The organism is Streptomyces sp. VRA16 Mangrove soil (assembly GCF_017377775.1).
Lineage (GTDB): Bacteria > Actinomycetota > Actinomycetes > Streptomycetales > Streptomycetaceae > Streptomyces.
On the sequence record NZ_JAFVLN010000005.1, the window covers coordinates 179373 to 200991 of the forward strand.

At 70.4% G+C, this 21619-nt stretch carries 20 protein-coding genes and 2 pseudogenes; 4 read left to right on the plus strand and 18 right to left on the minus strand.

The annotated features are described in order from the left end of the window. Positions 1 to 35: 35 nt before the first annotated feature. From J3486_RS44125 to J3486_RS15850, 9 genes and pseudogenes are all read right to left on the minus strand, one after another. A pseudogene (locus J3486_RS44125) lies at positions 36 to 140 on the minus strand (aminoglycoside phosphotransferase); the annotation flags it as partial. A 43-nt stretch (positions 141 to 183) separates the two neighbouring features. Beyond that, a pseudogene (locus J3486_RS15815) lies at positions 184 to 831 on the minus strand (glycoside hydrolase family 9 protein); the annotation flags it as partial. 7 nt (positions 832 to 838) lie between these two features. Next, positions 839 to 1228, minus strand: coding sequence for a hypothetical protein (locus J3486_RS15820; protein ID WP_207820939.1), 390 nt, complete (start codon positions 1226 to 1228; stop codon positions 839 to 841). A 610-nt stretch (positions 1229 to 1838) separates the two neighbouring features. Then, complete coding sequence (locus J3486_RS15825) at positions 1839 to 2168, minus strand: hypothetical protein (protein WP_207820940.1); 330 nt, start codon at positions 2166 to 2168, stop codon at positions 1839 to 1841. Further along, positions 2165 to 3007 carry a phytanoyl-CoA dioxygenase family protein gene (locus tag J3486_RS15830; RefSeq protein WP_207820941.1) on the minus strand — a complete coding sequence of 281 codons (843 nt, stop codon included), beginning with the start codon at positions 3005 to 3007 and terminating at the stop codon, positions 2165 to 2167. Before J3486_RS15830 ends, J3486_RS15825 begins: the two co-directional genes overlap by 4 nt. Positions 3008 to 3079: 72 nt before the next feature. Then, on the minus strand, positions 3080 to 3919 hold the full coding sequence (locus J3486_RS15835) for a helix-turn-helix transcriptional regulator (RefSeq protein WP_207820942.1): 840 nt from the start codon (positions 3917 to 3919) through the stop codon (positions 3080 to 3082). A 1348-nt stretch (positions 3920 to 5267) separates the two neighbouring features. After that, positions 5268 to 5792: an AAA family ATPase gene (locus J3486_RS15840; RefSeq protein ID WP_207820943.1), complete on the minus strand. Its 525-nt coding sequence runs from the start codon at positions 5790 to 5792 to the stop codon at positions 5268 to 5270. A gap of 463 nt (positions 5793 to 6255) precedes the next feature. Continuing rightward, positions 6256 to 6762 carry a hypothetical protein gene (locus J3486_RS15845; RefSeq protein ID WP_207820944.1) on the minus strand — a complete coding sequence of 169 codons (507 nt, stop codon included), beginning with the start codon at positions 6760 to 6762 and terminating at the stop codon, positions 6256 to 6258. Positions 6763 to 7154: 392 nt separating this feature from the next. Continuing rightward, positions 7155 to 7433 carry an HU family DNA-binding protein gene (locus tag J3486_RS15850; RefSeq protein WP_207820945.1) on the minus strand — a complete coding sequence of 93 codons (279 nt, stop codon included), beginning with the start codon at positions 7431 to 7433 and terminating at the stop codon, positions 7155 to 7157. A gap of 463 nt (positions 7434 to 7896) precedes the next feature. On the opposite strand from J3486_RS15850, the gene J3486_RS15855 reads away from it, so the two are divergent. Next, positions 7897 to 8199: an ANTAR domain-containing protein gene (locus tag J3486_RS15855; RefSeq protein ID WP_307804825.1), complete on the plus strand. Its 303-nt coding sequence runs from the start codon at positions 7897 to 7899 to the stop codon at positions 8197 to 8199. Between the two features lie 329 nt (positions 8200 to 8528). On the opposite strand, the gene J3486_RS15860 is transcribed toward J3486_RS15855, so the two are convergent. After that, positions 8529 to 8978, minus strand: coding sequence for a hypothetical protein (locus J3486_RS15860; RefSeq protein ID WP_207820947.1), 450 nt, complete (start codon positions 8976 to 8978; stop codon positions 8529 to 8531). Positions 8979 to 9311: 333 nt separating this feature from the next. Continuing rightward, a complete protein-coding gene (locus tag J3486_RS15865) occupies positions 9312 to 9872 on the minus strand; it encodes a hypothetical protein (protein WP_207820948.1) in 561 nt (186 codons plus the stop codon). A gap of 381 nt (positions 9873 to 10253) precedes the next feature. Here J3486_RS15865 and J3486_RS15870 point away from each other — a divergent pair, with 381 nt between their 5' ends. After that, a complete protein-coding gene (locus J3486_RS15870) occupies positions 10254 to 13922 on the plus strand; it encodes a S8 family serine peptidase (RefSeq protein WP_207820949.1) in 3669 nt (1222 codons plus the stop codon). A 143-nt stretch (positions 13923 to 14065) separates the two neighbouring features. Beyond that, positions 14066 to 14539 (plus strand): hypothetical protein, encoded by a 474-nt coding sequence (locus J3486_RS44130; protein WP_229378085.1) that lies wholly within the window; start codon positions 14066 to 14068, stop codon positions 14537 to 14539. A gap of 197 nt (positions 14540 to 14736) precedes the next feature. On the opposite strand, the gene J3486_RS15880 is transcribed toward J3486_RS44130, so the two are convergent. From J3486_RS15880 to cynR, 7 genes are all read right to left on the minus strand, one after another. Continuing rightward, positions 14737 to 15222 carry a hypothetical protein gene (locus J3486_RS15880; RefSeq protein ID WP_229378086.1) on the minus strand — a complete coding sequence of 162 codons (486 nt, stop codon included), beginning with the start codon at positions 15220 to 15222 and terminating at the stop codon, positions 14737 to 14739. An 89-nt stretch (positions 15223 to 15311) separates the two neighbouring features. Then, a complete protein-coding gene (locus tag J3486_RS15885) occupies positions 15312 to 16532 on the minus strand; it encodes an NAD(P)-binding domain-containing protein (RefSeq protein WP_307804826.1) in 1221 nt (406 codons plus the stop codon). Positions 16533 to 17066: 534 nt separating this feature from the next. Next, the gene (locus J3486_RS15890) at positions 17067 to 17279 is read right to left on the minus strand and encodes a hypothetical protein (protein ID WP_207820951.1); all 213 of its coding nucleotides are present in this window, start codon (positions 17277 to 17279) and stop codon (positions 17067 to 17069) included. Between the two features lie 50 nt (positions 17280 to 17329). After that, entirely contained in the window at positions 17330 to 17647 is a 318-nt protein-coding gene (locus J3486_RS15895) for a hypothetical protein (RefSeq protein WP_207820952.1), read from the minus strand. Positions 17648 to 17685: 38 nt separating this feature from the next. Next, on the minus strand, positions 17686 to 19236 hold the full coding sequence (locus J3486_RS15900) for a TrkA C-terminal domain-containing protein (RefSeq protein WP_307804827.1): 1551 nt from the start codon (positions 19234 to 19236) through the stop codon (positions 17686 to 17688). A 262-nt stretch (positions 19237 to 19498) separates the two neighbouring features. Then, positions 19499 to 19654 carry a hypothetical protein gene (locus J3486_RS44135; RefSeq protein WP_229378088.1) on the minus strand — a complete coding sequence of 52 codons (156 nt, stop codon included), beginning with the start codon at positions 19652 to 19654 and terminating at the stop codon, positions 19499 to 19501. A 205-nt stretch (positions 19655 to 19859) separates the two neighbouring features. Further along, entirely contained in the window at positions 19860 to 20762 is a 903-nt protein-coding gene (gene cynR, locus J3486_RS15910; RefSeq protein ID WP_207820954.1) for a transcriptional regulator CynR, read from the minus strand. A 150-nt stretch (positions 20763 to 20912) separates the two neighbouring features. Between cynR and J3486_RS15915 the strand changes: the two genes are divergently transcribed. Beyond that, positions 20913 to 21443, plus strand: a complete 531-nt coding sequence (locus J3486_RS15915; RefSeq protein WP_207820955.1) for a nucleoside deaminase — start codon at positions 20913 to 20915, stop codon at positions 21441 to 21443. Positions 21444 to 21619 lie beyond the last annotated feature (176 nt).

Below are 21619 nucleotides of genomic sequence, written 5' to 3' on the forward strand. Positions count from 1 at the left end.
TTCACCATGGTGGAAGCCAGTGGAAGCCCGCAGGGTCATGTCCGGGGTGCGGATGCGTACCAGTCCTGGAGAACACGATCGAGTGCCGCCCGGCCCACAGGTCCCCAGTTCGGCTTGCCGCCGGGGAGGCCCCGGTCCCCCGGCCAACTCGTCCCTGAGGCGCCACATCTGGTGGCCCCAGCAGCCCGCCACCTGGATCTTGTGGTGGGCCATGCCGGCCAGCGGCTGTCCGTCCGGTACCTGCATGCGCAGCAGGAACTCCGTCTCCCAGCGGGCCTCGTCGAGCACGTCGGGTACCCCGTTGTCGTTCTCCGGGATGCTCAGCAGCCCGTCGCGTAGGCCCGCGGTGTCGCCCTGGGCTCGTGAACGCTCGTAGGAATCCATCAACTGCCACGCCGCGAGCGCCCCGTTGACGACGTACTTGCCCTGGTCCCCGGCGTCGTACCAGCCGCCGCGCACATCGAGCGAGTAGGAGCAGTCGCCGGGCAGACAAGGGACGTCGGTGTCGCCCTTGTTGGGGGCGACGCCCAGATGCCCGGCCGGACGGGCGTAGGCGGCACCGGCGTAGGCCGCCTCGACCGGGGTGCCGCTGCGCGCCGGATAGAAGTAGCCGAGGGCGTCCTTGCGGAGCGCGGCGTAGGGGTTGTCGGCGATGTCGAAGGGCTGGCTGCTGTACGGGCCGACCACCAGTTTGTAACCGCTCCCAATTTTGCGGAACCCACTGAAGCCGGCGATGTGGACGTGGTCGCCGGACTCCGTGGTGGTCAGGGACTCCACTCCCGCGCCGCGCGGCTGAGCCCCGTGGAGGCGCCCACGCCACCACTGGTACACGCCTCCCTCATGCGCGGCGTGTACCTGTGATGGCGTGGGCGCGCGTCTGCGGATCCTCCCGGCCGAGCATCTCGGCGAGAGGAGTTCCGAATCGTGCGGCTGCGATGCGACGAGCCCGGACCTGGGCCCGGGTACGGGGGCGGAACTTGGCTTCCTTGCCGCAGCCGCAGGGCTCGAGACCCTCGTAACGCAGTCCGGCGTTCAGCACCACGGCCACGACGGTCCACGCCTTGGTGTCTCGGCGCCGTGGCGCCGCGAAGTCATGACCGGCGCAGAGCATGGGCTCGGCGCACCGCGGGCACGGGTTCGTGCCGGGCCCGGAATGCCGCTTGAACGCGACACGGCAGGACACGCACACGTAATGCAGCTTGTAGGGCTTCTCGGCGTAGTGACACACGAGACGACCGTACCCGCCGTGAAGGCCGCGGACGAGGCGGTTTCCATGGCGCGGCCAGGAACGGCTCGCTTCCGCCGCGCGGTTCGCCGCCTGCGCGGGATCGTGCCGAAGGCCGTCTGGGCGCCCGGTCCCACGAACCGGAACGACGCGAGGCGGAACGCGCCGTCGAGGGTGAGGCGCAGACCACGGACGCCCTCGTACGGGGTCCACGCCTCATGGGTCACCGTCGTCCGGGCGTACCGGCCCCTGGTGAACGGAACGTCGGTCCGAGACAACAGCTCTTCACCCGCCGGCTTCGACGATCGTCTCGCCCGGTCCGTCCGCTGCCCGTGCGGCCTCCGCCTCGCAGCGGACGGCGCCGGTCAGGTCGGTGGAGTGGTGGCGAGCCGGGCCCTGGCCGCCGACCACAACAGGTGGTCGGCGGGCAGTCCGCGTCCGCCGCAGCAGCCGGCGAAGGGTGACGACGACCGGCAGCGGTCCTTCGCCACCTCGCGGTCTCGGCAGATACCGGTCGGTGCCCCGCTCGGTCCTCACCGCTCCGCCCCGGTTGCGGGCCTCGGTCAGCGTCCCCGCTTCCAGAAGGCGTCAAAGCCGTCAGGAACGAGAGAGGTCACGCGCGTGTCTCCGCGATGTCCGCCATGTCTACGAGCCGCTCGAAGAAGAACTCGTGCTTGAGGAAGGACACGTCGTACTCGTGGCCGGGGGCCGGCGGGATGAGCTGCGAGGCCTGGATCAGCCGCCAGCCGTCGAGGAGGGCGGCGACGCCGGTCTCGTAGGGCGGCTCGTCGCTGTCGCCCGAGGTGGGGGTGGTGCGGCCGGTGCCGTCGTACCGGGCCCAGCCGACGACCCAGGAGTCGAGGGCGGACGTCGACAGGTAGAGGACCAGCACCTGCTGACGCAGCGTCGTGGCCGAGGTGGTGGTCGTCCTGGCGGTGCTCATGCGGCGGGCTCCTGATGCGGGCGGTTGGCGACCCTGGTCACCCAGTGGTCGAGGTCGAAGGTGTCGTCACCGGTGAGCTCGCGCCACAGCATGACGCGGTTGTAGCGCTCCAGGCGGCCGGTGGCCTGCTCGTACCACGGGAAGTGAGCGTCGAGTTCCCTGCGCACCTGCGGATCGTCGAGGTCCGAGGTGTCCCACAGGCGCCGCTGGCGTACCTGCGGGTTGAAGCGGACCTTGAACATGTAGCGAGCGACGTCGCTGTCGTTGCGGCGGCCGCCGTGCCACAGGCCGTGGTGCAGAAACACCACGGTGCCGGCCGGGCAGACGAGGCGGTCCTGGCCGCGGAGGTTCTGGTAGCGGCCGGTGTCGGACTCGTTGGTGTGCCGAAGATGGCTGCCGGGCACGCTGAGCGTGCCGCCCATCTCCAGGGTGACCTCCTGCGGGTAGTACATGAGCTGGACGTCGAACGCGTCGGGGCGTACGTCGATGATGGCGTCGGCGTGCAGCGGCTGGGCCTCGCCGCCGTGGGGCTCGCGGATGTGCACGGCGTGGTGGTCGATGGTCGGCTCCGGGCCGACCAGGCTGTGCACGGCGCCTGCCACCTGCGGGAGTTCGAGGAGCCGGGCCACGAACGAGCCCTGGTCGTACGCCTTGGAGAGTGGGGTTCCGTACGGCACGTCCGGTACGCCGGCCGCCAGGACGCCCCGCGCCTCCGCGTTCATCTCGGGCGGCACCACCGCGTCCAGACGCAGGGCGCCGCGGGCCACGAAACGGGCCATCTTCACCGAACTCAGCAGGTGCTTACCCGCCCCCGAGGTGTTCTTCGCTGTTTCTTCCATGACCGTCACGCTAGGAGCGGCGCCGGAGGAACGCGTGGGCCCTGCTCACCCTCTACTGGTCAATTTCCACTATCAGGCGATGTCGGCGGCCCGGACCGCGCGCGGGGACGCCCCCAGCTCACGGCGGCACGCCTTGTTGAACGCCTGGAGGTCCGGGATGCCCACGCTCGCGGCGACGGCGGGGATGGAGAGCGTGCTGGCCCGCAGCAGGTGCCGGGCCTGCGTCATCCTGCGCATCCGGATGTAGCCGATCACGGTCTCCCCCATGGCCGCACGGAAGAGCCGGGTCAGATGGTTGTGCGAGACACCGGCAGCCCGCGCGATCTCCGGCACGGTGAGGGGCTGCGCGAGGTGTTCCTCGACGAACGCGACCGCGGCCGCCACCGCCGCGTGCGTGGCCGGTGCCGCTCCGCCCTGCGCCGGAGCCAGTTCGGCCACCCGCCACAACGCGGCCCACACCTCGGCCACCGCCCGCGCCCGGGTGCTCGGCCAGGCGGCCAGGGCCTGCCTCAACTGGCCTTCCAACAGGGCGGCTTGGCGTCCGGCGTGCTGTACGGACGGCACGTCCCGGGACTCCCCCGCCGACCCGAGGCGCAGGTGGACGTAGAGGTGCTCGGAGCGGCCCCGGTAGCGGTAGCGGACCGGTGTGCCCGGCGGCACGAGGCTGACGCTGCCGGGGCGGATCTCGTGCGCGACACCGTCGACGGTGAGCTCGGCCTCGTAGTCGTACAGGTGGAACTGCCACAGGTCCGGCAACTGGAAGTCGTCGACGTGCCCCGCCGGGCCGTGGATGCCGACACCGATCGCGACGGGGACGGGCGGCTCGTCGAGTGGGACGAGCACGGTGGAGGAGTGCGGCGTGGACGAGGGCGGCGTGGACGAGTGCGGCGTGGACGAGTGCGGCGAGCTCATCCGGCAATGATCGCTGCTGCCTCCCGGCTCCCGCGCAGCACCGTGTACGAGCAGGGCGGGAGCGCGACGACCGGGCCGGTGACGCGGTCGTCGACGGGATCGGCGGGGGCCGGGCCGTAGCGGCCCGTGGCATGCGGCCGCGCCGCGAACGCGCTCCGGGTGAACTCGGTGTCGTCGTCCGCCCCGGCCAGGCGCAGCCGCCGCTCCGCTCCTGGTCGGGCTTCCCGCCTTGTCCGCGAACGTGACCAACCTCGTTGCGGGTATCGCCTGTTGGCCCGGTTCGACTCTCACTTCTCGACCCGATCCGGCGGGCCTGGGACCTTGGCCGCGTCGCTGGATCCCGCTGCCGGCCGCAGGCGGCGCAGCGGGGGCGGTTCTGCTGATCTCCAACCCGAGCGGGGTGTTCACCCACGTCGTGCCGTTCCTCGTCCTCATCGGCTCGCTGACGCTGCTGATGCAGCCTTGGCTTGCCGCCCTGCGTCAACGGCGCGCGGACGAGCGTCCCGCGGGGTCCCAGGGCGGGGTTCTCCCGATCGGGCTGATCACCATGTCGGTGTACGGCGGCTCCTTGGGAGCCTGTTCGAGCGGCTACGCCGACTGGTCGCCCCGGTCGGGATCGGCCTGGCCATTCCACTGCGGATCACTTCTGCGGGCTGATCGGTGCCGTCCGGCGGTGGCGTCCTCAGCGGCCGATCCTGCGGCAGGAGTCGGTCAGGGCCGAGTCGGCTCCGGTCTGTTGCGACCAGTCGCACACGAGCCCCATGTCGTAGGTGCTGCGCGGCCGCGGCTGCGGGGCGGGGTGCCGACGTTTCATCCGCTGCGGGCCGTGGTGGCGCAGGGTGTGATGACGCTGCGCTGCGCTCGTCCGCGGCGCCGCAGGTCCGGCAGCCGGACGACGCGGCACCCCCTCGTGCCGACGAACAGGAGCTCGGTGTGGCGGTCGCGCGTCAGCGTGAGCCGCCGCCCCTGGCGTCCTGCGCCTCGACGGCGCGGCTTGGTGACGCTGCTGGCGCTGGCCCGGCTTCTTCTTCGTCCGCCGCACCGTGGTGTCGAGCAGCGCCTCGCGCGCGGAGCCCGGAGTGACCTCCGACGCCTCCGGGCCCCGTCCGCCCTCCGGCACCAACTCCCGTTGCACAGCCGGTCTGTGCGGCACGGGACGACCATCGACGGTGGCGCAGCCCGTGGCACACACCAGCACAGCCAGGACAGCGGACAGGAGACGCAGACGCATCCGCCCAGCCTCCCCGATACGTGACGGCGATCACGCGCGCCGCGCCCTCGGTCACCTGGCTTTTGTGGTGTCGGGCGGCATCCGCAGGACAAGCCGCCCGATATTTCGCCGGACCCGTCACCCGACTTGAGCCTTCTCCATGACGATCTCCGCGACGCGCGAGGGCACGACATCAGTGGTGTCGATCACCTGGGCTTCCCGACGGAGCCAGGGCAGGGCACGCTGATACTCACTCAAGTGATCGAGGCGCCACTGACGAGCAGCGATGCTCTCAGGCTTGCTGTCGGTCTCGATCCGCGTGACCAGGGTGTCCTGGTCCGTGTCCAGCAGGAAGTGGTGGACGGGGACGCCGGCTTCGGTCAGACCTCCATGAATCTCCTGCCAGTACTGCTCGACCAGCACGGTCTGGGTGACCACCAAAGTGCCACCCACGTAGTCGAGAATCTGCCGCGCGGATTCCACCACGAGTCCTCGCCATGGCGGGAAATCCTGAAAGTCACGTTCCGGAACCCCAAGCACGTGCCAGAGCATCTCCCCGACCTTCTCTGCATCGAAGAGCCTTGAGTCCGGTATGCGAGAGGTCAGCTCCTTCGCGGTCGTGGTCTTGCCCGCCCCGAAGGTGCCGTTCAGCCAGATGATCACGGAGTCACCCTACGTCGATCGCCTCGACCAGCCCAGCGCCCAGAACCATGCCGCCGGCACACCCCGGTCACCGGCCGTCGCGACCTGCGGGACGCCACGTGCGGTGGATGCGGCACCAAGGCCCAGCCGAGCCAGCTTCGGACATCGCTGGGAATTTTCGGTGTGGCTGTTCGGACAGGCGCTTCTGGAGTCGGGGGCCTTCGAGGTCGAAGGCGTCCTGGGATCGCCGCTCCGCCGTGAGCCGGCATCGGGGGCGCTACGCTGCTGCGTCGTGCAGAGGACGCGTCTCGACACTGCCCGGATCCGGGCGGCTCGCCAGGTCGTCAGCAGGTCGGGCCGCGCGGGCCAGGGCGACCGAGAGCGCTTTGCGCTGCGGCGGCCGGAGTCGGAACCAGCACCCCGCGCCCCGGCACGCGTCCCTTGTCGTGAACACGGGCCGGGCCGCAGGTCGTGGCGTGCCTGGTCAGCAACCGCAGCTGTAGAAGGTCACGTCCCAGTGGTTGCCTTCGTTCGCATAGATGTTGCCCGAAGCGGCCTTGTACTGCGGAGCGCCGTCGCCGCGGAGCCCTATGTAGGTGAAGCTGTTCTTGATGTAGGACGTCACGCAGGTGTTCATGCCGAAGTCGAGTTTGTAGCCGTTCCAGTGCGAGTACGTGCCACTCGCGTGCCCGGTCTCGGTGCCCCCTGTGATGTTCAGTGCACAGCCGCTGGCCCGCTTGAGGGTCTGCGCACCCTGGGCGCTGGCCAGGTTGAGCTGCTCGAACGACGTACACGTGGAGTTGTAGCGGTCGGAGCAGCCGCCGGACGACGACCATGTGATGCCGACGGAGCTGAACATCGACGTCGCCGTGGAGTGGCTGATCTTCGTGACGGCGAACGCGTCGGTCGCGGTGGTCAGCACGCCGAAGCCGGGAGCCACGAGGGCGCCCCCGACGAGAGCGAGAGTGGTGAGCGTGGAACGCAGACGCATGAGCGAGGTCCTTCCTGCCAGTGCCTGAGTGTGGGGTGGGACAGCTGTGGTGCAGGTGGATCAGCGGGATCAGTGTCCACGGTTCACACACCCCACGGGAAGCCCGCAGCCCCAACTCCTTTACAGGCGTGGGCCCTTGACGCAGGACAAGGAATGAAAGGCCCCAGCCTCCTCCCTCGTGGGCTCCACGGCCTCCACGGCCTCCACGGCGCATGCGCCGCTGCGCGGCGCGGCGAGATCCGGAGCGAGCGCACGCAGTTCTGTCAGGTCGCTAGGCCTTCGAAGTCTCCTGACCGGAGGGCCGGCCCGGCCGCAGCCGGCGTGACCGGCACGACCGAAGGGGCGGTCACCCAAAGCCGGGTGACCGCCCCTCGCATCGGTTCGCGTACGGCTCAGCCCTTGGCGGCTTCCTTGAGCTTGGAACCCGCGCTCACCTTCACGCTGTAACCGGCGGGGATCGTCATCGCCTCACCCGTCGCCGGGTTACGGCCCTCCCGCGCGGCGCGGTGCGTGCGCTCGAAGGACAGGAACCCGGGGATGGTGATCTTCTCGTCGCCCTTGGCGACAACCTCGCCGACCGTCTCGGCGAACGCCGCCAGGATCGCGTCGGCATCCTTCTTGGTCACCTCGGCCCGCTCGGCCAGCGCGGCCACCAACTCACTGCGGATCATTCTCGTACTCCGAATCACACTTGGCACATCCCACGCCCCTGAGGAGGCGCGGAACCAGATCAAGTAGCCCATGCTGCCACCTGCCACTGACAACGCAGGACTGGCCACGCCTTGCAGTGCTCCCGACCCACCTCGTCGGGCGGCATGAAAGAGGGCCCCGCGCGGCGTGCGAAGCGGTGCGCGGGGCCCTTGAAGGATGGACGCGGTCCTGTCGCTCATCCCGCGACCGACGCTAAGGGACATCGGCGCACCCCGCATCCGCGAAGCGGACCGGGCCCACCCGTGCACGAGACGAACCCGCGCTGCACAGCGGATTCCGCCGCCGCACCGCTTCGTTTCGTTTCCTGTCCTGAGCGGCCGGTAGATGTTCGCTCAGCGGCTCGCGCCGGTCCGGCGATCTTGGCAACAGTGGGCGCAGACAGCGACAGGAGAGGTGGCACGTGCGCCACAGGAGGTGGCAGACGTGTCCCAACCGGACGGGCGGTGCGAACGGATCGGCGCTCTGCAGGACGAGATCCGGCAGTTGCAGCAGGCCATCGCCTCCCACGCCATCGTCGATCAGGCGATCGGCGTGATGATCGCGCTCGGCGGCTTGACACCGAACCAGGGGTGGCACGTCCTCAAGACGGTGTCCCAGCAGACCAACATCAAGCTCCGTCACATCGCCGAACGGATCGTGGCCTGGACGACCGGCCATCCGCTCGACACGAACCTGAGGCACGCACTGGATCTGGCCCTGACCAAGGCGGCGAATGACGAGGCGTGAGGCCGCCGTCCGCACGGCGCATCATGCCGGCGGCTCGGGCCGATCGGCTTCCGTCCGCGGTTGCAGAACCGCCGAGGAGTCCTGACACAGCCCGCTCGACAACTGACAGGCAGCGACGCGCGCCGGCAACTCCCGAGACGCCGCGTACGGGGACAACCGAGCCAACGAAGTCCGACGGAGCCACTCGCGCAGTCAAGGGCGTGCAACGCTGCAGACGGACGTGAGGAAGCGGGCGGGCTCCCGCCAGCAGGCCCGCCCCGCGCGGAGGCACGGCCGCTGCCTCCGTACACCGTCCGCAGCGCGCGATCTCGCCCATGGCGCCGGTGCGGTCAGGTCTGGCACTGGGAGGTCGCGGCGCTGGTCCAGTTGCTCCAGGCGCCTCCTGCGGGCCTGACGTGGACGCGGATCTCGACCTTGGCGTTGACGACGAAGCAGGCCCGAGTGGTGCTGCCGATCTCGATGGGGCCGGTGGTGGTACGGCGGGGAACGAGGGTGCGTCCGTTGCCGATCTTGACCCAGTGGCCGTCGGACGCCGCGCTGAAGAACGCTTCGTACTCGACGTTGGCGGCGTGGGGCCGGGTGTTGTTCAGGACGACGTGGGCTTTGATGTCGCGGATGTGGACGCGACCCTCCTTGCCCCTTTCGGCGCTGATGCAGCCGTTGGCGGCGATCCCCTGGGTGGAGACGGAGCCGCCGCAGGCGACGGCGGCGGCGTGGGCGTCGGTGGTGGGAAGCAGCAGGGAGAGCGCGGTGGCCGTGGCCAGGGCTGCGGTGCGCATCAGGCGCATGGGAAGGGAGGTCCTTTCGGTGGAGGAAGGTCGCACCTTCGGTGCCGGCACCGGGCCGTACCCGGGTGAACGCGCGCACACGACAGGTCGGCCGGTCCAGGATTTGCAACAGTTGCTCGGCCGCGTGGTGCAGCGGCTCGATCGCGCACGGATGATCAGCATGGTTCCCCTCGGCGGTACGCATGCCTTTCCTTGCGCAACTCCTATATGCACGTCCCTCACTGGCCGACGGGCCCTGCCCTCAGCGGTGTCGAAGACAATCGCCCGAATTGATGACACGCGGCGTTGCAGGGTTGTCTGCCGGTGCAGGCGTGGTCGTCCCCGTCACTCCGCCGTCTCCAGGCCGGCGTCCGCCGCCCAGGACCGCGCGACGGAACGAGCCGCCTGCGCCCAGCGGCCGGCCGGGGAGTCCGCGTCGTCGAGCAGGTCACGGTCGCGTGTGCACTCCCACTCCACCTCGCCCGCGATCGCCACCAGTTCCAGGGCCTTGTCCACGGGCAGCCCGCCGACCTGGTCCCGTACGATCCGGTCCGCGTCGTCGCACCGCTCGGGCGCCACGTGACGGACCGCGGCAAGGAAGTCCTCCGGGATCCGGCGGTTCACGCGTACGGCAGGGGTGTAGAGCACGGTGCCGGTGGCGTCGTCGGTCACGGTCAACCCGCCCAGCGGGTGCAGCACGATGGTGCGCCCGTCGTAGCGGGTCAGGGTCAACGCGACCTTCCCGGCCTCCTCGTGCACGTCGGTCACGACGCCCTGGTGGACCACGTCCCGCTCGCGCCGCCCGCCCCTTTCCTGCGCCCAGTGGTCATCGAGGACGACCCGGCGGCCCTTGAGCGACTGCCACTCGACGACAGGGTTCGGTTGTGATGCTGCGGTGCTGGTCACGGCTCCCCACGGGTGATCGTCACGGCCGGCATGGTGCGTGCTCCTACAACTACCGCGCCCGGTCCGCCGAGCCAGGACTCGGCGCTGTCCGGGGCGTGTTGCGCCGCGTCCGCCGCCCAGCGACGGTCAGGCCACGGCCTTCGGACCCGGAACGCGAGTGCTGCGCCCCGCCCCGGAGAACCGGTCCCGCCGCGGTAGGGGACGGCCCCTCTCCTCCGCCTCGCAGTCCCCTCCCCTGCGGGTCGCCGCCGGTGGCGGGTAACTGCCGTGGCACGGTTCCGCCAGGCAGAAGTCGACTCTGTGCAGGGTGCGTTGGTCGAAACTCTTGGCAGCCGTCGGGGCACTTCCTGGCATCCGACGGCTCCAGGAGGAGAGGCAACGATGACAAGAGGTACCGCGCGGCGCGGTGCGGCTCTGGTGTCGGCCGGGCTGGCGTTCGCGCTGCTGCCCGCGGCCGGCGCGCACGCCACGCCGGACAACGTGAGACCCCAGGCGGCCCCGTCGACGAAGGCCGCCCGCGCCGCTCACACGGTGACGCTGGTGACCGGTGACAAGGTGACGGTGACGGACATCGGCGGCGGTCAGCAGACCGTCGACGTCAAGCGGCCCGAGGGCGCCACCGGCCTGGTCCGCACGCAGGTCACCGACGGAGAGATACGCGTCGTCCCGGACGAGGCGGCCCCCTACCTCGCCTCCGGGAAGCTCGACGCCCGGCTGTTCGACGTGAGCGAGCTGATCCGGCAGGGTCTCGCGGACGCCAAGGCCGACGCGACCCCGCTGATCGTCACCTACTCGGGCAAGAGCGCGCGGACGGCGGCCGCCACGCCCAAGGGCGGCGAACGGACCCGCAGGCTGGGGAGCATCGCGGGCGCGGCTCTCCACGCCGACAAGGGGCGTACCTTCTGGAACGACCTGACCACCAAGGGCGGCTTCAGCGCCGGCATCGGCAAGGTGTGGCTGGACGGCCGCGTCGAGGCCGACATGGAGCAGTCCAACGCCCAGATCGGCACCCCGAAGGCGTGGGAGGCCGGTCTCACCGGCAAGGGCGTCAAGGTCGCGGTCCTGGACACCGGTTACGACGCCACGCACCCCGACCTCGCCTCCCGGGTGACCGAGTCGAAGTCCTTCATCGAGGGGCAGGAGGTCGCCGACCGGGCCGGCCACGGCACGCACGTCACCTCGACGGTCGGTGGCTCCGGCGCCGCGTCCGACGGCAAGGAGAAGGGTGTCGCCCCCGATGCCACGCTCGCCGTCGGCAAGGTCCTGTCCAACGAGGGCTCCGGCACCGAGTCGCAGATCATCGCCGGTATGGAGTGGGCCGCCAAGGACGTCAAGGCCAAGATCATCTCCATGAGCCTCGGCTCCAGCGAGGGCAGCGACGGCACCGACCCGATGGCCCGGGCCGTCAACTCCCTGTCCGCCGACACCGGCGCCCTGTTCGTCATCGCCGCGGGCAACGCCTACGGCCCCGGCACGATCGGGTCGCCCGGCGCCGCCGATTCGGCGCTCACCGTCGGCGCCGTCGACTCGTCCGACCGGCGGGCCGGGTTCTCCAGCCAGGGTCCGCGCCTGGGCGACGACGGCCTCAAGCCCGACGTCTCCGCCCCCGGCGTGGACATCCTCGCCGCCCGCTCCTCGCTGACGGAAGGTTCCGGCAGCTACACCACCATGAGCGGTACGTCGATGGCGACGCCGCACGTCGCCGGTGTCGCCGCGCTCCTCGCCCAGGCCCACCCGGACTGGACGGGCGCCCAGCTCAAGGACGCCCTGATGTCGTCCTCGAAGCAGCTGTCCGCATCGGCGTACGCGATCGGCTCGGGACGGGTCTCCGTTCCGGACGCCATCGCCGCGAAGGTGACCGCGACCGGCAGCGCCGACCTCGGTTCGTACCGCTGGCCGTACGAGAGCAACCAGCCGGTCACCCAGAAGATCACCTACTCCAACTCCTCCGACAGTGCTGTCGAGTTGGATCTCGCGGTACAGGGGGCGGCCGACGGTGTCGCGACGCTCGCCGACCCGCGTCTGACCGTTCCCGCGCACGGGAGCGCCTCCACCACCGTGACCGGCGACGGCGCGAAGGCCGTCGTCGGCACCAACAGCGGTCAGATCGTGGCCAGTTCGGGCGGCACGGCCGTCGCGCACACCGCCTTCGGTCTGGTCAAGGAGGACGAGCGGTACACGCTGACCGTCCACGTGAAGGACCGGGACGGCAACCCGACCGCGGCCAATCTCATGTACCAGCAGCTCGTCAAGGGCGCGCAGCCGCAGCCGGCGACGGTCGACGACTCCGGCACGCTCAAGCTGCGTCTGAAGCCCGGCACGTACTTCCTGGACTCGTTCCTGGACGTGCGCGGCGCCCACGGCAAGGACTCGCTCGGCAAGGCCTTCCTCTCCGACCCCGAGGTGAAGGTCGACGGGGACCGCGAGATCACGCTGGACGGCACCAAGCTGCGTGAGGTCGCCACCCGGGTCGCCAAGGACACCGACCCGCACCAGACCATCGTGCAGTACGACCGTAAGGCGGGCGGCGCCGATGTGTTCGGCATGGTGCTGCTGCCCATCAAGTACGACACGCTGTACGCCCTGCCCACCCGCCCGGTGAGCGACGGCAGTTACGCGTACCGCACCACGTGGCGCAAGGCCCAGCCGCGCATCACCGTCGACGGCGTCGACGAGGTGTGGGAGCAGCCCGGCTCCACCCTCCTGACGGGGCGCAGCACGCTCGCCCTGGTGAACGCGGGCGCCGGCGCTCCCGCCGACTACGCGGGCAAGAACGCCTCCGGCAAGGGCGTCCTCGTCCACGCCGACGGCACGCTCACCCCAGCGCAGATCGCGCAGGCCGCCCAGGACGCGGGCGCCAAGGCGCTGTTCCTCACGGACGACGCCCCCGGCCGCCTCAACACCCTCTTCTACAACGACGACCACACGGACCGGCCGCTGCAGATCGCGAGTGTCACCCACGCCGACTTCGCCCGGCTGATCGCCAAGCAGAAGCGCGGCGAGCGGATCGCGATGAACGGCGTCGAGAACGCCACGTACTCCTACGACCTGTCGAAGGGCTACCAGGGCGTGATCCCCGACCGGAGCCTGCTCTTCGCCCCGAACGCGGACGATCTCGCCACCGTCGACACCACCTTCTACGGCAGGAAGAAGACCACGGGCGACGAGTTCCGCTACTCGGTCGACCCGTCCTTCGCGGTCGCGGGCGGGTTCCAGGAGCAGTACGCCTTCCCCGGACACCGCACCGACTACGTCTCCGTCGAGCCGGGCCAGACGTGGCACGAGTCCGTCAACGTCGGCTCCCTGGAGGAGCGCAGTGGCCGGGTCGCGTACCGGGCGGGCAAGCGCACCGAGCTGAACTGGTTCAAGCCGGTCTGGCACCCCTACGGCGGCAGCGGTCTGGGCTGGGGCCAGCAACGGCGCGGCGACGCGCTGCGGTTCAACATCCCCGGCTGGGGCGACTCGGGTCCCGACCACACCGGCTTCGGCAACCCGTACAGCTCGGAGTCGGGTATGGAGCAGTACACCGAGGCCTTCGTGGACGGGCAGAGCGCGGGCCGACGGGTGGGCAGCACCGCCCAGTTCAGCGTCAGTGACGGCGCCGAGCTGCCGTTCAAGATCGTCACGGACACGGCGCTCGACCCGGCGGTGTGGGGCACCGACAGCACCTCGCACAGCGAGTGGACGTTCCGGTCGGGCACGACACCGACCGACTCGTACACCTTCCTGCCGCTGATCAACCTGAACTACGACCTCGACACGGACCTCGCCGGAGCGGTCAAGGCGGGCTCGCGCCTGCCGGTCGGCCTGTCCGCCGAGTACGTCAAGGGCGCGGCCGGCACCGGCACCCTCGGCGGCGGCACGCTGGAGGTCTCGTACGACGGCGGCAAGACCTGGAAGTCCGTGTCGCTCACCGGCACCGGCACCTCCTGGACGGGCACGCTGAGCGTGCCGCGGGACGCCGCGTCGGTCTCGCTGCGGGCGACCGCGAAGGACGACAAGGGCGGCTCGATCTCCCAGGAGATCATCCGGGCCGCGGCCGTGAAGTAGCCCGCCGGACACGGCAGTGGGCGGCCCGGGGCTCGGCGCGAGGTAGTTCCGCGCCGAGCCCCGGTGCGTTGCGCCGCGACGACGAGAACCGGTGGTGTCAGTGACGGCTCGTAGGCTGCGTCGAACTTCGACGAGGAGGTTCCATGGGCTTCTCCGGGCATCTGGTCTTCGCGCGCAGCGAGCGCCCGCTGCTGGAAGCACCCCTGTTCGGCAGTGCCGATGCAGGGCTGAGGGACAGCGTACGTGAGCGGCGGGCGCGGCCGGGCGGCTGGCAGACCTTGGCGTTGGATCACGGCGTCTGGCAGGACGAGGACCTGTGCACCTTGGTCGCTCGGACCGGCGCGCCGGCCTGCGTCGCCGATGTCTCCGAAAGCAGCATCGCCCTCGTGACCGGACTGACCACCGTCGGGCACTGCTGGCAGACCTGGCTCAACCGGGACAGTCCACGAACGTTTCCCGTGCACGGAGCAGTTCCTCGATCCGGGACTGCCGCACCGTGGTCCGAACACCAGCCGCTGAAGCCCACAGGAGAGCGGCTCCAGCGTCAGGAACTGTTCGACAAGCTGCTCGATGAACTGGGCTTCCCCGAAGTCGCCCCGCCCTCATCGCGGCCATAGGAAACGATGTCCTCTTGCCTGCTGCCGTCGGCCGCTGGGACGGGAGCCGGCCCGAGGCTCCTCCCTATGAGGGTCAGTTCGCGGACGTGGTGCCCCGTCCGACCGTCGCGGACGGCCCGGACGACGCGGTTCTGAATGAGGTCGAGGCTGATCCGGTCGGCAGGCTCCCCCTCACGGCGCGGTCTCGTCGGTCGAACTCATCCTGTACGACGGCGTGAAGGGGCGGGGACGGGCGTCGTTCGCCCTCCTTGGACGAGCGGGATGTCGGAGAGACTCACGGCGGGGCGGCCGAGCACCTTCGTCAGCACGCGCTGTTGATGATCGGTCAATGCGGCTACGAAGACCGCCGCGTCAGCGCTGGTCCGGTCGCAGGCCTCGGCCACCTCCTGGACCTTTCCAGCGCTCAGCAGCGTCCGCGAGGAGTAGGGCAGGCTCATCTTCCGGACCCCGCCGGCCGAGACACCGCGCCGCTGCACCAGCTGCACGGCGACCCGGGCACCCCGCGCCGCCAGGTCGGCAGCTGCCGATGCCATGAGCGCCTCGAAGTCCTTCTGCTTCGCCGAGAAGTAGCCAACCAGAACCACCTCGGCACCGGCGGGCGTGAACTCCGAAGCCCGGCGCCGGGCCCGCTCCGGTGGAACACGGCGGGCCGGGCGCCGGTGGCGTCGTCCGCGTTGATGCATGGACTCAGGCTAGAAGCCCGGACACCTGCGGCGACACCGTGTTTCCTCCTGCCCGGGGTGAGCCGAGGCGCGCAGAGTTGTTCGTGAAGTCACCGGTCGGCACGTCCGATTCGGGCCGTGATATCGCGTGCGACGCGGGTGGCGGCGTACTCGGTGCCCGCGACGAAACGCAGCATCGGGCCGAACGTCAACGCGGCCATGGACCCGACGACGTAGACGCCCGGGACGGTCGCCTCGAAGGTCTCGGTCAGCCAGGGGGCCTGTGAGCCCGCGACGCGGACGATGTCGCCGCGCACGTCGGGGTCCAGATAGGCGAGGGCGTCGACGTCCAGCTTGTAGCCGGTGGCGGCCAGGACGTGATCGACCTCCAGGGTGCGGGACTTGCCGCCGGGGCCCGTGATGTCCAGTCGGGCACCGTTCTCGTTGCTCCGGGCAGCCACGACCCTGCTGGCCGTACGGACCGGGAGCACGCCTTCCACCCGCTCGCGCAGCCACCAGCCGCCGGAGGGGCCGAGCGCCTTGCGGAACACGAACGCCCGCGCCGGGGCCGGTGCGCGGCGCAGTCCGCCCGGTGCGCGGCACAGCCCGGCCAGGGCCCATCCGGTGCCCAGCGGGGAGTCGGGCCGGGCCCAGCGTCGTACGGCCGCACGATGCGGGCGTGGTACGGATCCCCAGCGCACGCGGCGTTCCCGGACCAGGACCTCGACCTGGGCGCCCGACTCGTGCAGCAACGCGGCGCTCTCCAGGGCGGACTGGCCGCCCCCGACCACGAGGACGCGCTGCCCGGCATACCGGGACAGGTCCCGGTGCTGACTGGTGTGGGACACCAACTCCTGGGGTCCTGGCTCCGCTTGAGCGAGGGAGCGCAGCGGCTGCGGCACATGGGCGAGCCCGCCGAGCCCGGTCGCGATCACCACGGCGGCGGCCACGAACTGCTCCCGCTTCTCCGTCGTCACGAGGAAGTGCGGGCCGCCCTCCTCACGTGCGACATGGACGACCCGGGTGGACTCCACCTCGCCGACGTGACGCTCCTGGAACCACTGCCCGTAGTCGACGAAGACGTCGTTCGGGATCGGGGTCAGCTCGGTCAGTGGCGGCTCGCCCTGGGCGCGCCGGAAGTCCGCCAGGCGTGCGCCCGGTACGGGTGCCGACAGGTCGACCGCGTCCGGCGTCGATTTCAGGAACATGCCGGTGGCCATGCTGTGCCGCCAACTGCCCATCACCTCACCGAAGATGCGCACCGGCACCGCCGCGGCGCGCAGGTGCGCGGCCACCGAGAGCCCGTAGGGTCCCGCGCCGATCACCACCACCGGTGCGTCGTTCGATCCGTCGTGCCTGCGTGCACGCGCAAAGCGCGCACCCGGTAGCGACGTGGTCATTCGCCCCCCGACCGTTCGGCCGTGGCCTCCCCAGGCAGCACGGCATCACGGAACGCGCGCCCTCGCTTTCACTGGCGGCGCGGTTCCCCCTCCACACCCGAGTGTGCTGCCGATCCACCCCACCTCGCCACATACTGGCCAGAGCTTGACCAAAAGCTGGCGAATGCGTCCCGCCCCGTAGGGCCCGCGGGTGTGGGCCACATCTGGCTGAATGCCGGTGCGCACCCGATCGGGTGTGTGACCGATCCGGCCCGGTGAGAGCGACGGATTCCAGCCGTGCGCCCGGAATGGAAGAGGCCACGGGGCGAGCCGACGGCCGGGGGCGTTCGGCGGCAGCGACAGGTGGATGGCCCGCCGGGTATACGGCGGTCTGCGTGGCCGAGTCGATCTCGGAACGTGTCGGGCGCTGGTCGCAGCGGACGTCGCCTGTGGGTACGGAACGGCTGCTCACCGCCCGAGTGCCGCTCAAGCAGCCTCGTAGTGATGCGCCCGCCCGCCCCGCCACTTCACCCAGGCCGGGTCGTCGAGCAGCGCTTCCGCGTCGTCGAGTCCGGCTCTGCGCAGGAATTCGACGACGTCCGCGTCGCAGTGGGCGAGGCCGAGGATCTGATCGCGCGCCGTGACCCGTCGGCCGCCCGTGCCGAGGGGCGGGTGAACGACTATCGGTGCGCCGGGCATGTCTCCAGAGTGCACCGGGCCGCACACGGCCGCACCCGCGCACCGGGGCGTCAATCGAGACCGGGCAGGAGCAGCAGCGCGAGCACCGCAATCGGCGAGAGCAACATCGTCGCCACGTGCGCGAGCAGAGCTCTCGGCATCCGCAGCACGGCGAACGAGGCGACCCCCACCACCAGGCAGCCGACGTACATCTTTCCGGCAGAGTGCCACGCAGCCGTCTCCTGCGCCCGCGTGGTCGGCTCACTGCCGACGGCCCCGATGGACATGAGGAGCAGCACGACACACACCAGCAGGTCTCCGAGGACCACGATCACGGCGACGGATCTGTCCGTCCGCCCGGTCTGCCCTGAAGGACGTATGACGCTCATGGGACCGGGAGCTTATCCACTCCCGGGGCGGCCCGAGGTCACAGGCCGACGATCAACTGGATGCAGACGATCTTCACCAGGATGGCGAGGGCGAAGAGGGTGGAGTACCCGGCGTTGACGCGGCTGTCGGTGACGCGGCCGTTGGCGTAGGCGAGGATCGCCGGGTTGCCGACATAGCCGGAGAGCAGGCCCATGGTGCGTTCCCGGCTCTGCCCGAGGAGACGGGCGAACAGGACCATCAGCGCGTAGCTGACCACGGCTCCGACGGCGAGCACCGCGAGGAGCTTCAGCCCGAAGAGGGAGAACGCGTTCTCGCGGAACGAGTAGCCGGAGGTGAGGCCGACGACCGCGAGGAAGAGCAGCAGTCCGATCTGGCGCAGGGTGAGGTTGGCGCGGGTCGGCAGAGTCCACACGAGGGGGCCGGTGCGGCGCCGCCAGCCGAGGATCATGCCCATCACGAGAGGCCCTGCGCCGGTGCCGAGAGCCAGGGTGGTACTGCCGATGGTCAGTGACGGGATGCCGATGAGGAAGCCGAGCGCGAGCCCCAGTCCGAGACTGACCGCGCTGACCTCGCTGACCTTGGTCTCGGTGTCGCCGAGGTAGGTGCTGATGGCGTTGGCCTGCTCGCGGGGCATCACAACCCTGAGCCGGTCGTCGAGCTGGAGGACGAGATCGTCGTGGGCGAGCATGTCGAAGTCGCCGCGGCGCACCCGGCTGACCAGGGCACCGAAGCGTTCCTCCAGGCCCAGTTCGGCGATCGTGTGTCCGGCGAGGGCCGGGTCCGTGAGCAGGATGCGCCGGTAGTCGACCGTGTGCCGGTCCTCCAGGAGGTCGTGGTCGGCGGGCACGCCGAGGTGGCTGGTCGCGGCCCGCAGGTCGTCGTCGCCGCCGACCAGGACGACCTCGTCGCCCGGGGCCAGAAGGTCGAGGGTGCGGGCCACGACGGTGCCGCCGTCCGCGGGCCGGTGCTCGGTCGCCAGGACACGCCGCGCGGCGACTCCCGGCACCTCGGCCCAGCGGGCCTCGCGGGTCACCCGGACCGTCTGGGAGACGAGGCGCGACGGGAGACCGGAGTCGGGGTCACGGCGGGCCCGCCAGGTGCGACGGGCGGCGATCACCGCGACGAACACGATGGTGATGACCACGGCCAAGGGGTAGCCGATGGCGTACCCGACGGCCGGCTGGGTGGGATCGTCGGAGGCGGCCTGTGCCGCGGCGAGGCCGGGTGTGGTCGTGCCGATGCCGGCGTACCCGCCGGCGAGGAAGGGGCCGCTGATCCCGAAGACCTGGTGGCCGACGAGCCCGACGACGACCGCCGTGAGCGCGAGGGCCACGACGGCACCGGCCATCACCGCGAGCTGGCCGCGCAGTTCACGGAAGAACGCGGGACCCGACTCCAGGCCGACGGTGTACACGTACAGGGCGAGTCCGAGAGCCGAGATGCCCGCGGGGACCGCCGAGGCGATGTCCGGGTCGAGCGCCCCGACGAAGAGGCCCACGAACAGCACACCTGCCGCGCCCAGTTTCACCGGGCCGAACCTGACCATGCCGAGCAGCGCGCCCACCGTGATCACGGCGAAGACGGTCACCCACGGATTGTCCGCAAAGAATTGCCACACCGCCGTGCCCTTCCCCTGCTGCGAAGCACATGTCCCTGATCCGGCCATGATCTTTCACATCGGGGAGGGCCGCCATTCGGTCCGCGGGACCGAGCTTGCGGTGAAAACGGCAGTGGCCGCCTGCGCCCGGGCGAAATACAGCACCCCTGCACAAGCGGCCACCCCTGCGCACTGCACGAACGGCGATAAAAGTACGGCTTTCCCGGTCACGCGTCCGGGACGATGCCGGACTCTAGAAATAATGCTTTCGGCCGCCGACAGCCCGACCGGTGGCTCCCAGGATCCACAGAATGGCGCCGACCAGGATCAGGATCCCACCTATCGTGGTCAGAAGGCCCATCCCCACGAGCAGCCCGATGATCAGCAGAATCAAGCCAATAACAATCATCACGAATCCATTCGCCGGAACTCTACGAGTTGATTTCTACGTGCCGTTCAGCGTCAGCACACTCCGATTACCCCGACCCTCACCACGCATGCACACGAAAAAAAGAACACCGTCCGAAGACGCCCGGTGCAGATCGTGGCGCGGGATTCGTGGGGGCGCGAGCGAGGCGTGCGGGGCGGCGCGGCTGCCGGCCGTCAGGAGGCGGTCAGGAGCCCGGGGGCCAGCCGTGCTCGGTCACGTGGGCGCGCAGCAGGCCGAGGAACGCCGCGGCGGCCGCCGACACGTACCCGCCCTCTCTCCTGAGCAGCGCCGCCGTCCGCGCCGGTGGCGGCGGCACCAGCTGGACGGACGCGAGTTCCGGGCGCCGATGGGTCACGACGTCCGGCAGCAGTGTCGCCAGTCCGCCCGCACGCACCATCTCGATCAGCGCCAGCGCGGAGTCCGCCTCCACCGCGATGCGCGCGGCGACTCCGTGTGCCGCGAAGTAGTCGTCGATCCAGGACCGGGTCGCGAAGTCGTCGCTGAGCAGCGCCAGTTCCCGCTCCGCCAATTGGTCCACCGCCAGCCGTTCCTCGTGCGCGCCCGCCCGGACCACCAGGCCCAGCCGCTCGGTGTACAGCGGTTCCACCGCGATACCGGAAGCCACCGGGCCGCCGGTGAAGCCGATGCCCGCATCGAGGTCGTCGGAGAGCAGCGCGGCCTCGATGTGTTGTTGCGCCGTTTCGGTGACCGTGAGAGCCAGGCCCGGGTGCCGGTCGTGCAGCGTGGCCAGCACAGGGCCGACGAGGTAGGCGGTGAACGTCGGGGTCACGCCCAGCCGCAGCCGCCCCCGCGACAGATCGTGCACGTCCGCGAGGGCGCGCTCGGCCGCGGCCAGCTCGCGCAGGGCCCGCCGGGCGTGCTCGACATACACCGCGCCCGCGTCGGTGGGACGGACGGTGCGTCCACTGCGGTCCAGCAACTGCGCCCCAGCCATCCGCTCCAGCTGCCGCAACTGCTGCGACAGCGTGGGCTGCGAGATGTGCAGGTGCTCGGCGGCGCGGGTGAAGCTGCCGTGCTCGGTCACCGCCAGCAGATACCGCAGGTGACGCAGCTCGGGAGTAGCCATAGACACAGTCTATAGGTGTCAATCGCAGTAGGTATTGGGCTCTATAGATCCAGATCACGCACGCTGAATGTGCCGGTTCAAGAAGACTGGACGCGTCGCGGCGCAGGTGTCGCAGCGAATGCGTCGCAGCACCGGCAGAGGAGGCTTCCCATGGACTTCGCCCAGCGCACCATCGACCTGGCCCGCCGCAACGTCGAAGACGGCGGACGGCCCTTCGCCACCGTCATCGTCAAGGACGGCGAGGTCATCGCGGAGAGCGGCAACCAGGTGGCACAGACCCACGATCCGACCGCGCACGCCGAGGTGCTCGCCATCCGGGCCGCCTGCACCGCCCTGGGCACGGAGCACCTGACCGGCACCACCGTCTACGTCCTGGCCCAGCCCTGTCCGATGTGCCTCGGGGCGCTCTACTACTGCTCGCCGGACGAGGTCGTCTTCCTCACCACCCGCGACGCGTACGAGCCGCACTACGTCGACGACCGCAAGTACTTCGAACTGGACACGTTCTACGACGAGTTCGCGAAGCCCTGGCAGGAGCGACGGCTGCCGATGCGCCACGAGCACCGGGACGACGCCGTGGACGTCTACAAGCTGTGGCAGCAGGAGAACGGCGGCGAGCGCCACGTGCCGGGCGCGCCCACCTCGGCACCCCCGTCTCCCTCGTCTCCCTCGTCTCCCTGAGGTGAACGCAAGGATCGTCACGTTCCGCAAGAATCAAACAGGTTCTTGCAAATCCACATCTTAGATGCGGAAAACTCGCACGAGTCTCTTGTGGGACTGTGCCGGATCGCTCTACTGTCTCCGCACTTGAGCGCCGCTCCGCGCACCTCATCTCCCGCACGACACAAGAGAATCGA

Coding starts and splice junctions, on each gene's coding strand:
- cynR (WP_207820954.1), bottom strand. CDS start 20,762: ATGGCTACTCCCGAGCTGCGTCACCTGCGGTATCTGCTGGCGGTGACC.
- J3486_RS15850 (WP_207820945.1), bottom strand. CDS start 7,433: ATGATCCGCAGTGAGTTGGTGGCCGCGCTGGCCGAGCGGGCCGAGGTG.
- J3486_RS15825 (WP_207820940.1), bottom strand. CDS start 2,168: ATGAGCACCGCCAGGACGACCACCACCTCGGCCACGACGCTGCGTCAG.
- J3486_RS15830 (WP_207820941.1), bottom strand. CDS start 3,007: ATGGAAGAAACAGCGAAGAACACCTCGGGGGCGGGTAAGCACCTGCTG.
- J3486_RS15915 (WP_207820955.1), top strand. CDS start 20,913: ATGGACTTCGCCCAGCGCACCATCGACCTGGCCCGCCGCAACGTCGAA.
- J3486_RS15860 (WP_207820947.1), bottom strand. CDS start 8,978: ATGCGCACCGCAGCCCTGGCCACGGCCACCGCGCTCTCCCTGCTGCTT.
- J3486_RS44130 (WP_229378085.1), top strand. CDS start 14,066: ATGGGCTTCTCCGGGCATCTGGTCTTCGCGCGCAGCGAGCGCCCGCTG.
- J3486_RS15870 (WP_207820949.1), top strand. CDS start 10,254: ATGACAAGAGGTACCGCGCGGCGCGGTGCGGCTCTGGTGTCGGCCGGG.
- J3486_RS15835 (WP_207820942.1), bottom strand. CDS start 3,919: ATGAGCTCGCCGCACTCGTCCACGCCGCACTCGTCCACGCCGCCCTCG.
- J3486_RS44135 (WP_229378088.1), bottom strand. CDS start 19,654: ATGATTGTTATTGGCTTGATTCTGCTGATCATCGGGCTGCTCGTGGGG.
- J3486_RS15890 (WP_207820951.1), bottom strand. CDS start 17,279: ATGCCCGGCGCACCGATAGTCGTTCACCCGCCCCTCGGCACGGGCGGC.
- J3486_RS15880 (WP_229378086.1), bottom strand. CDS start 15,222: ATGCATCAACGCGGACGACGCCACCGGCGCCCGGCCCGCCGTGTTCCA.
- J3486_RS15895 (WP_207820952.1), bottom strand. CDS start 17,647: ATGAGCGTCATACGTCCTTCAGGGCAGACCGGGCGGACGGACAGATCC.
- J3486_RS15845 (WP_207820944.1), bottom strand. CDS start 6,762: ATGCGTCTGCGTTCCACGCTCACCACTCTCGCTCTCGTCGGGGGCGCC.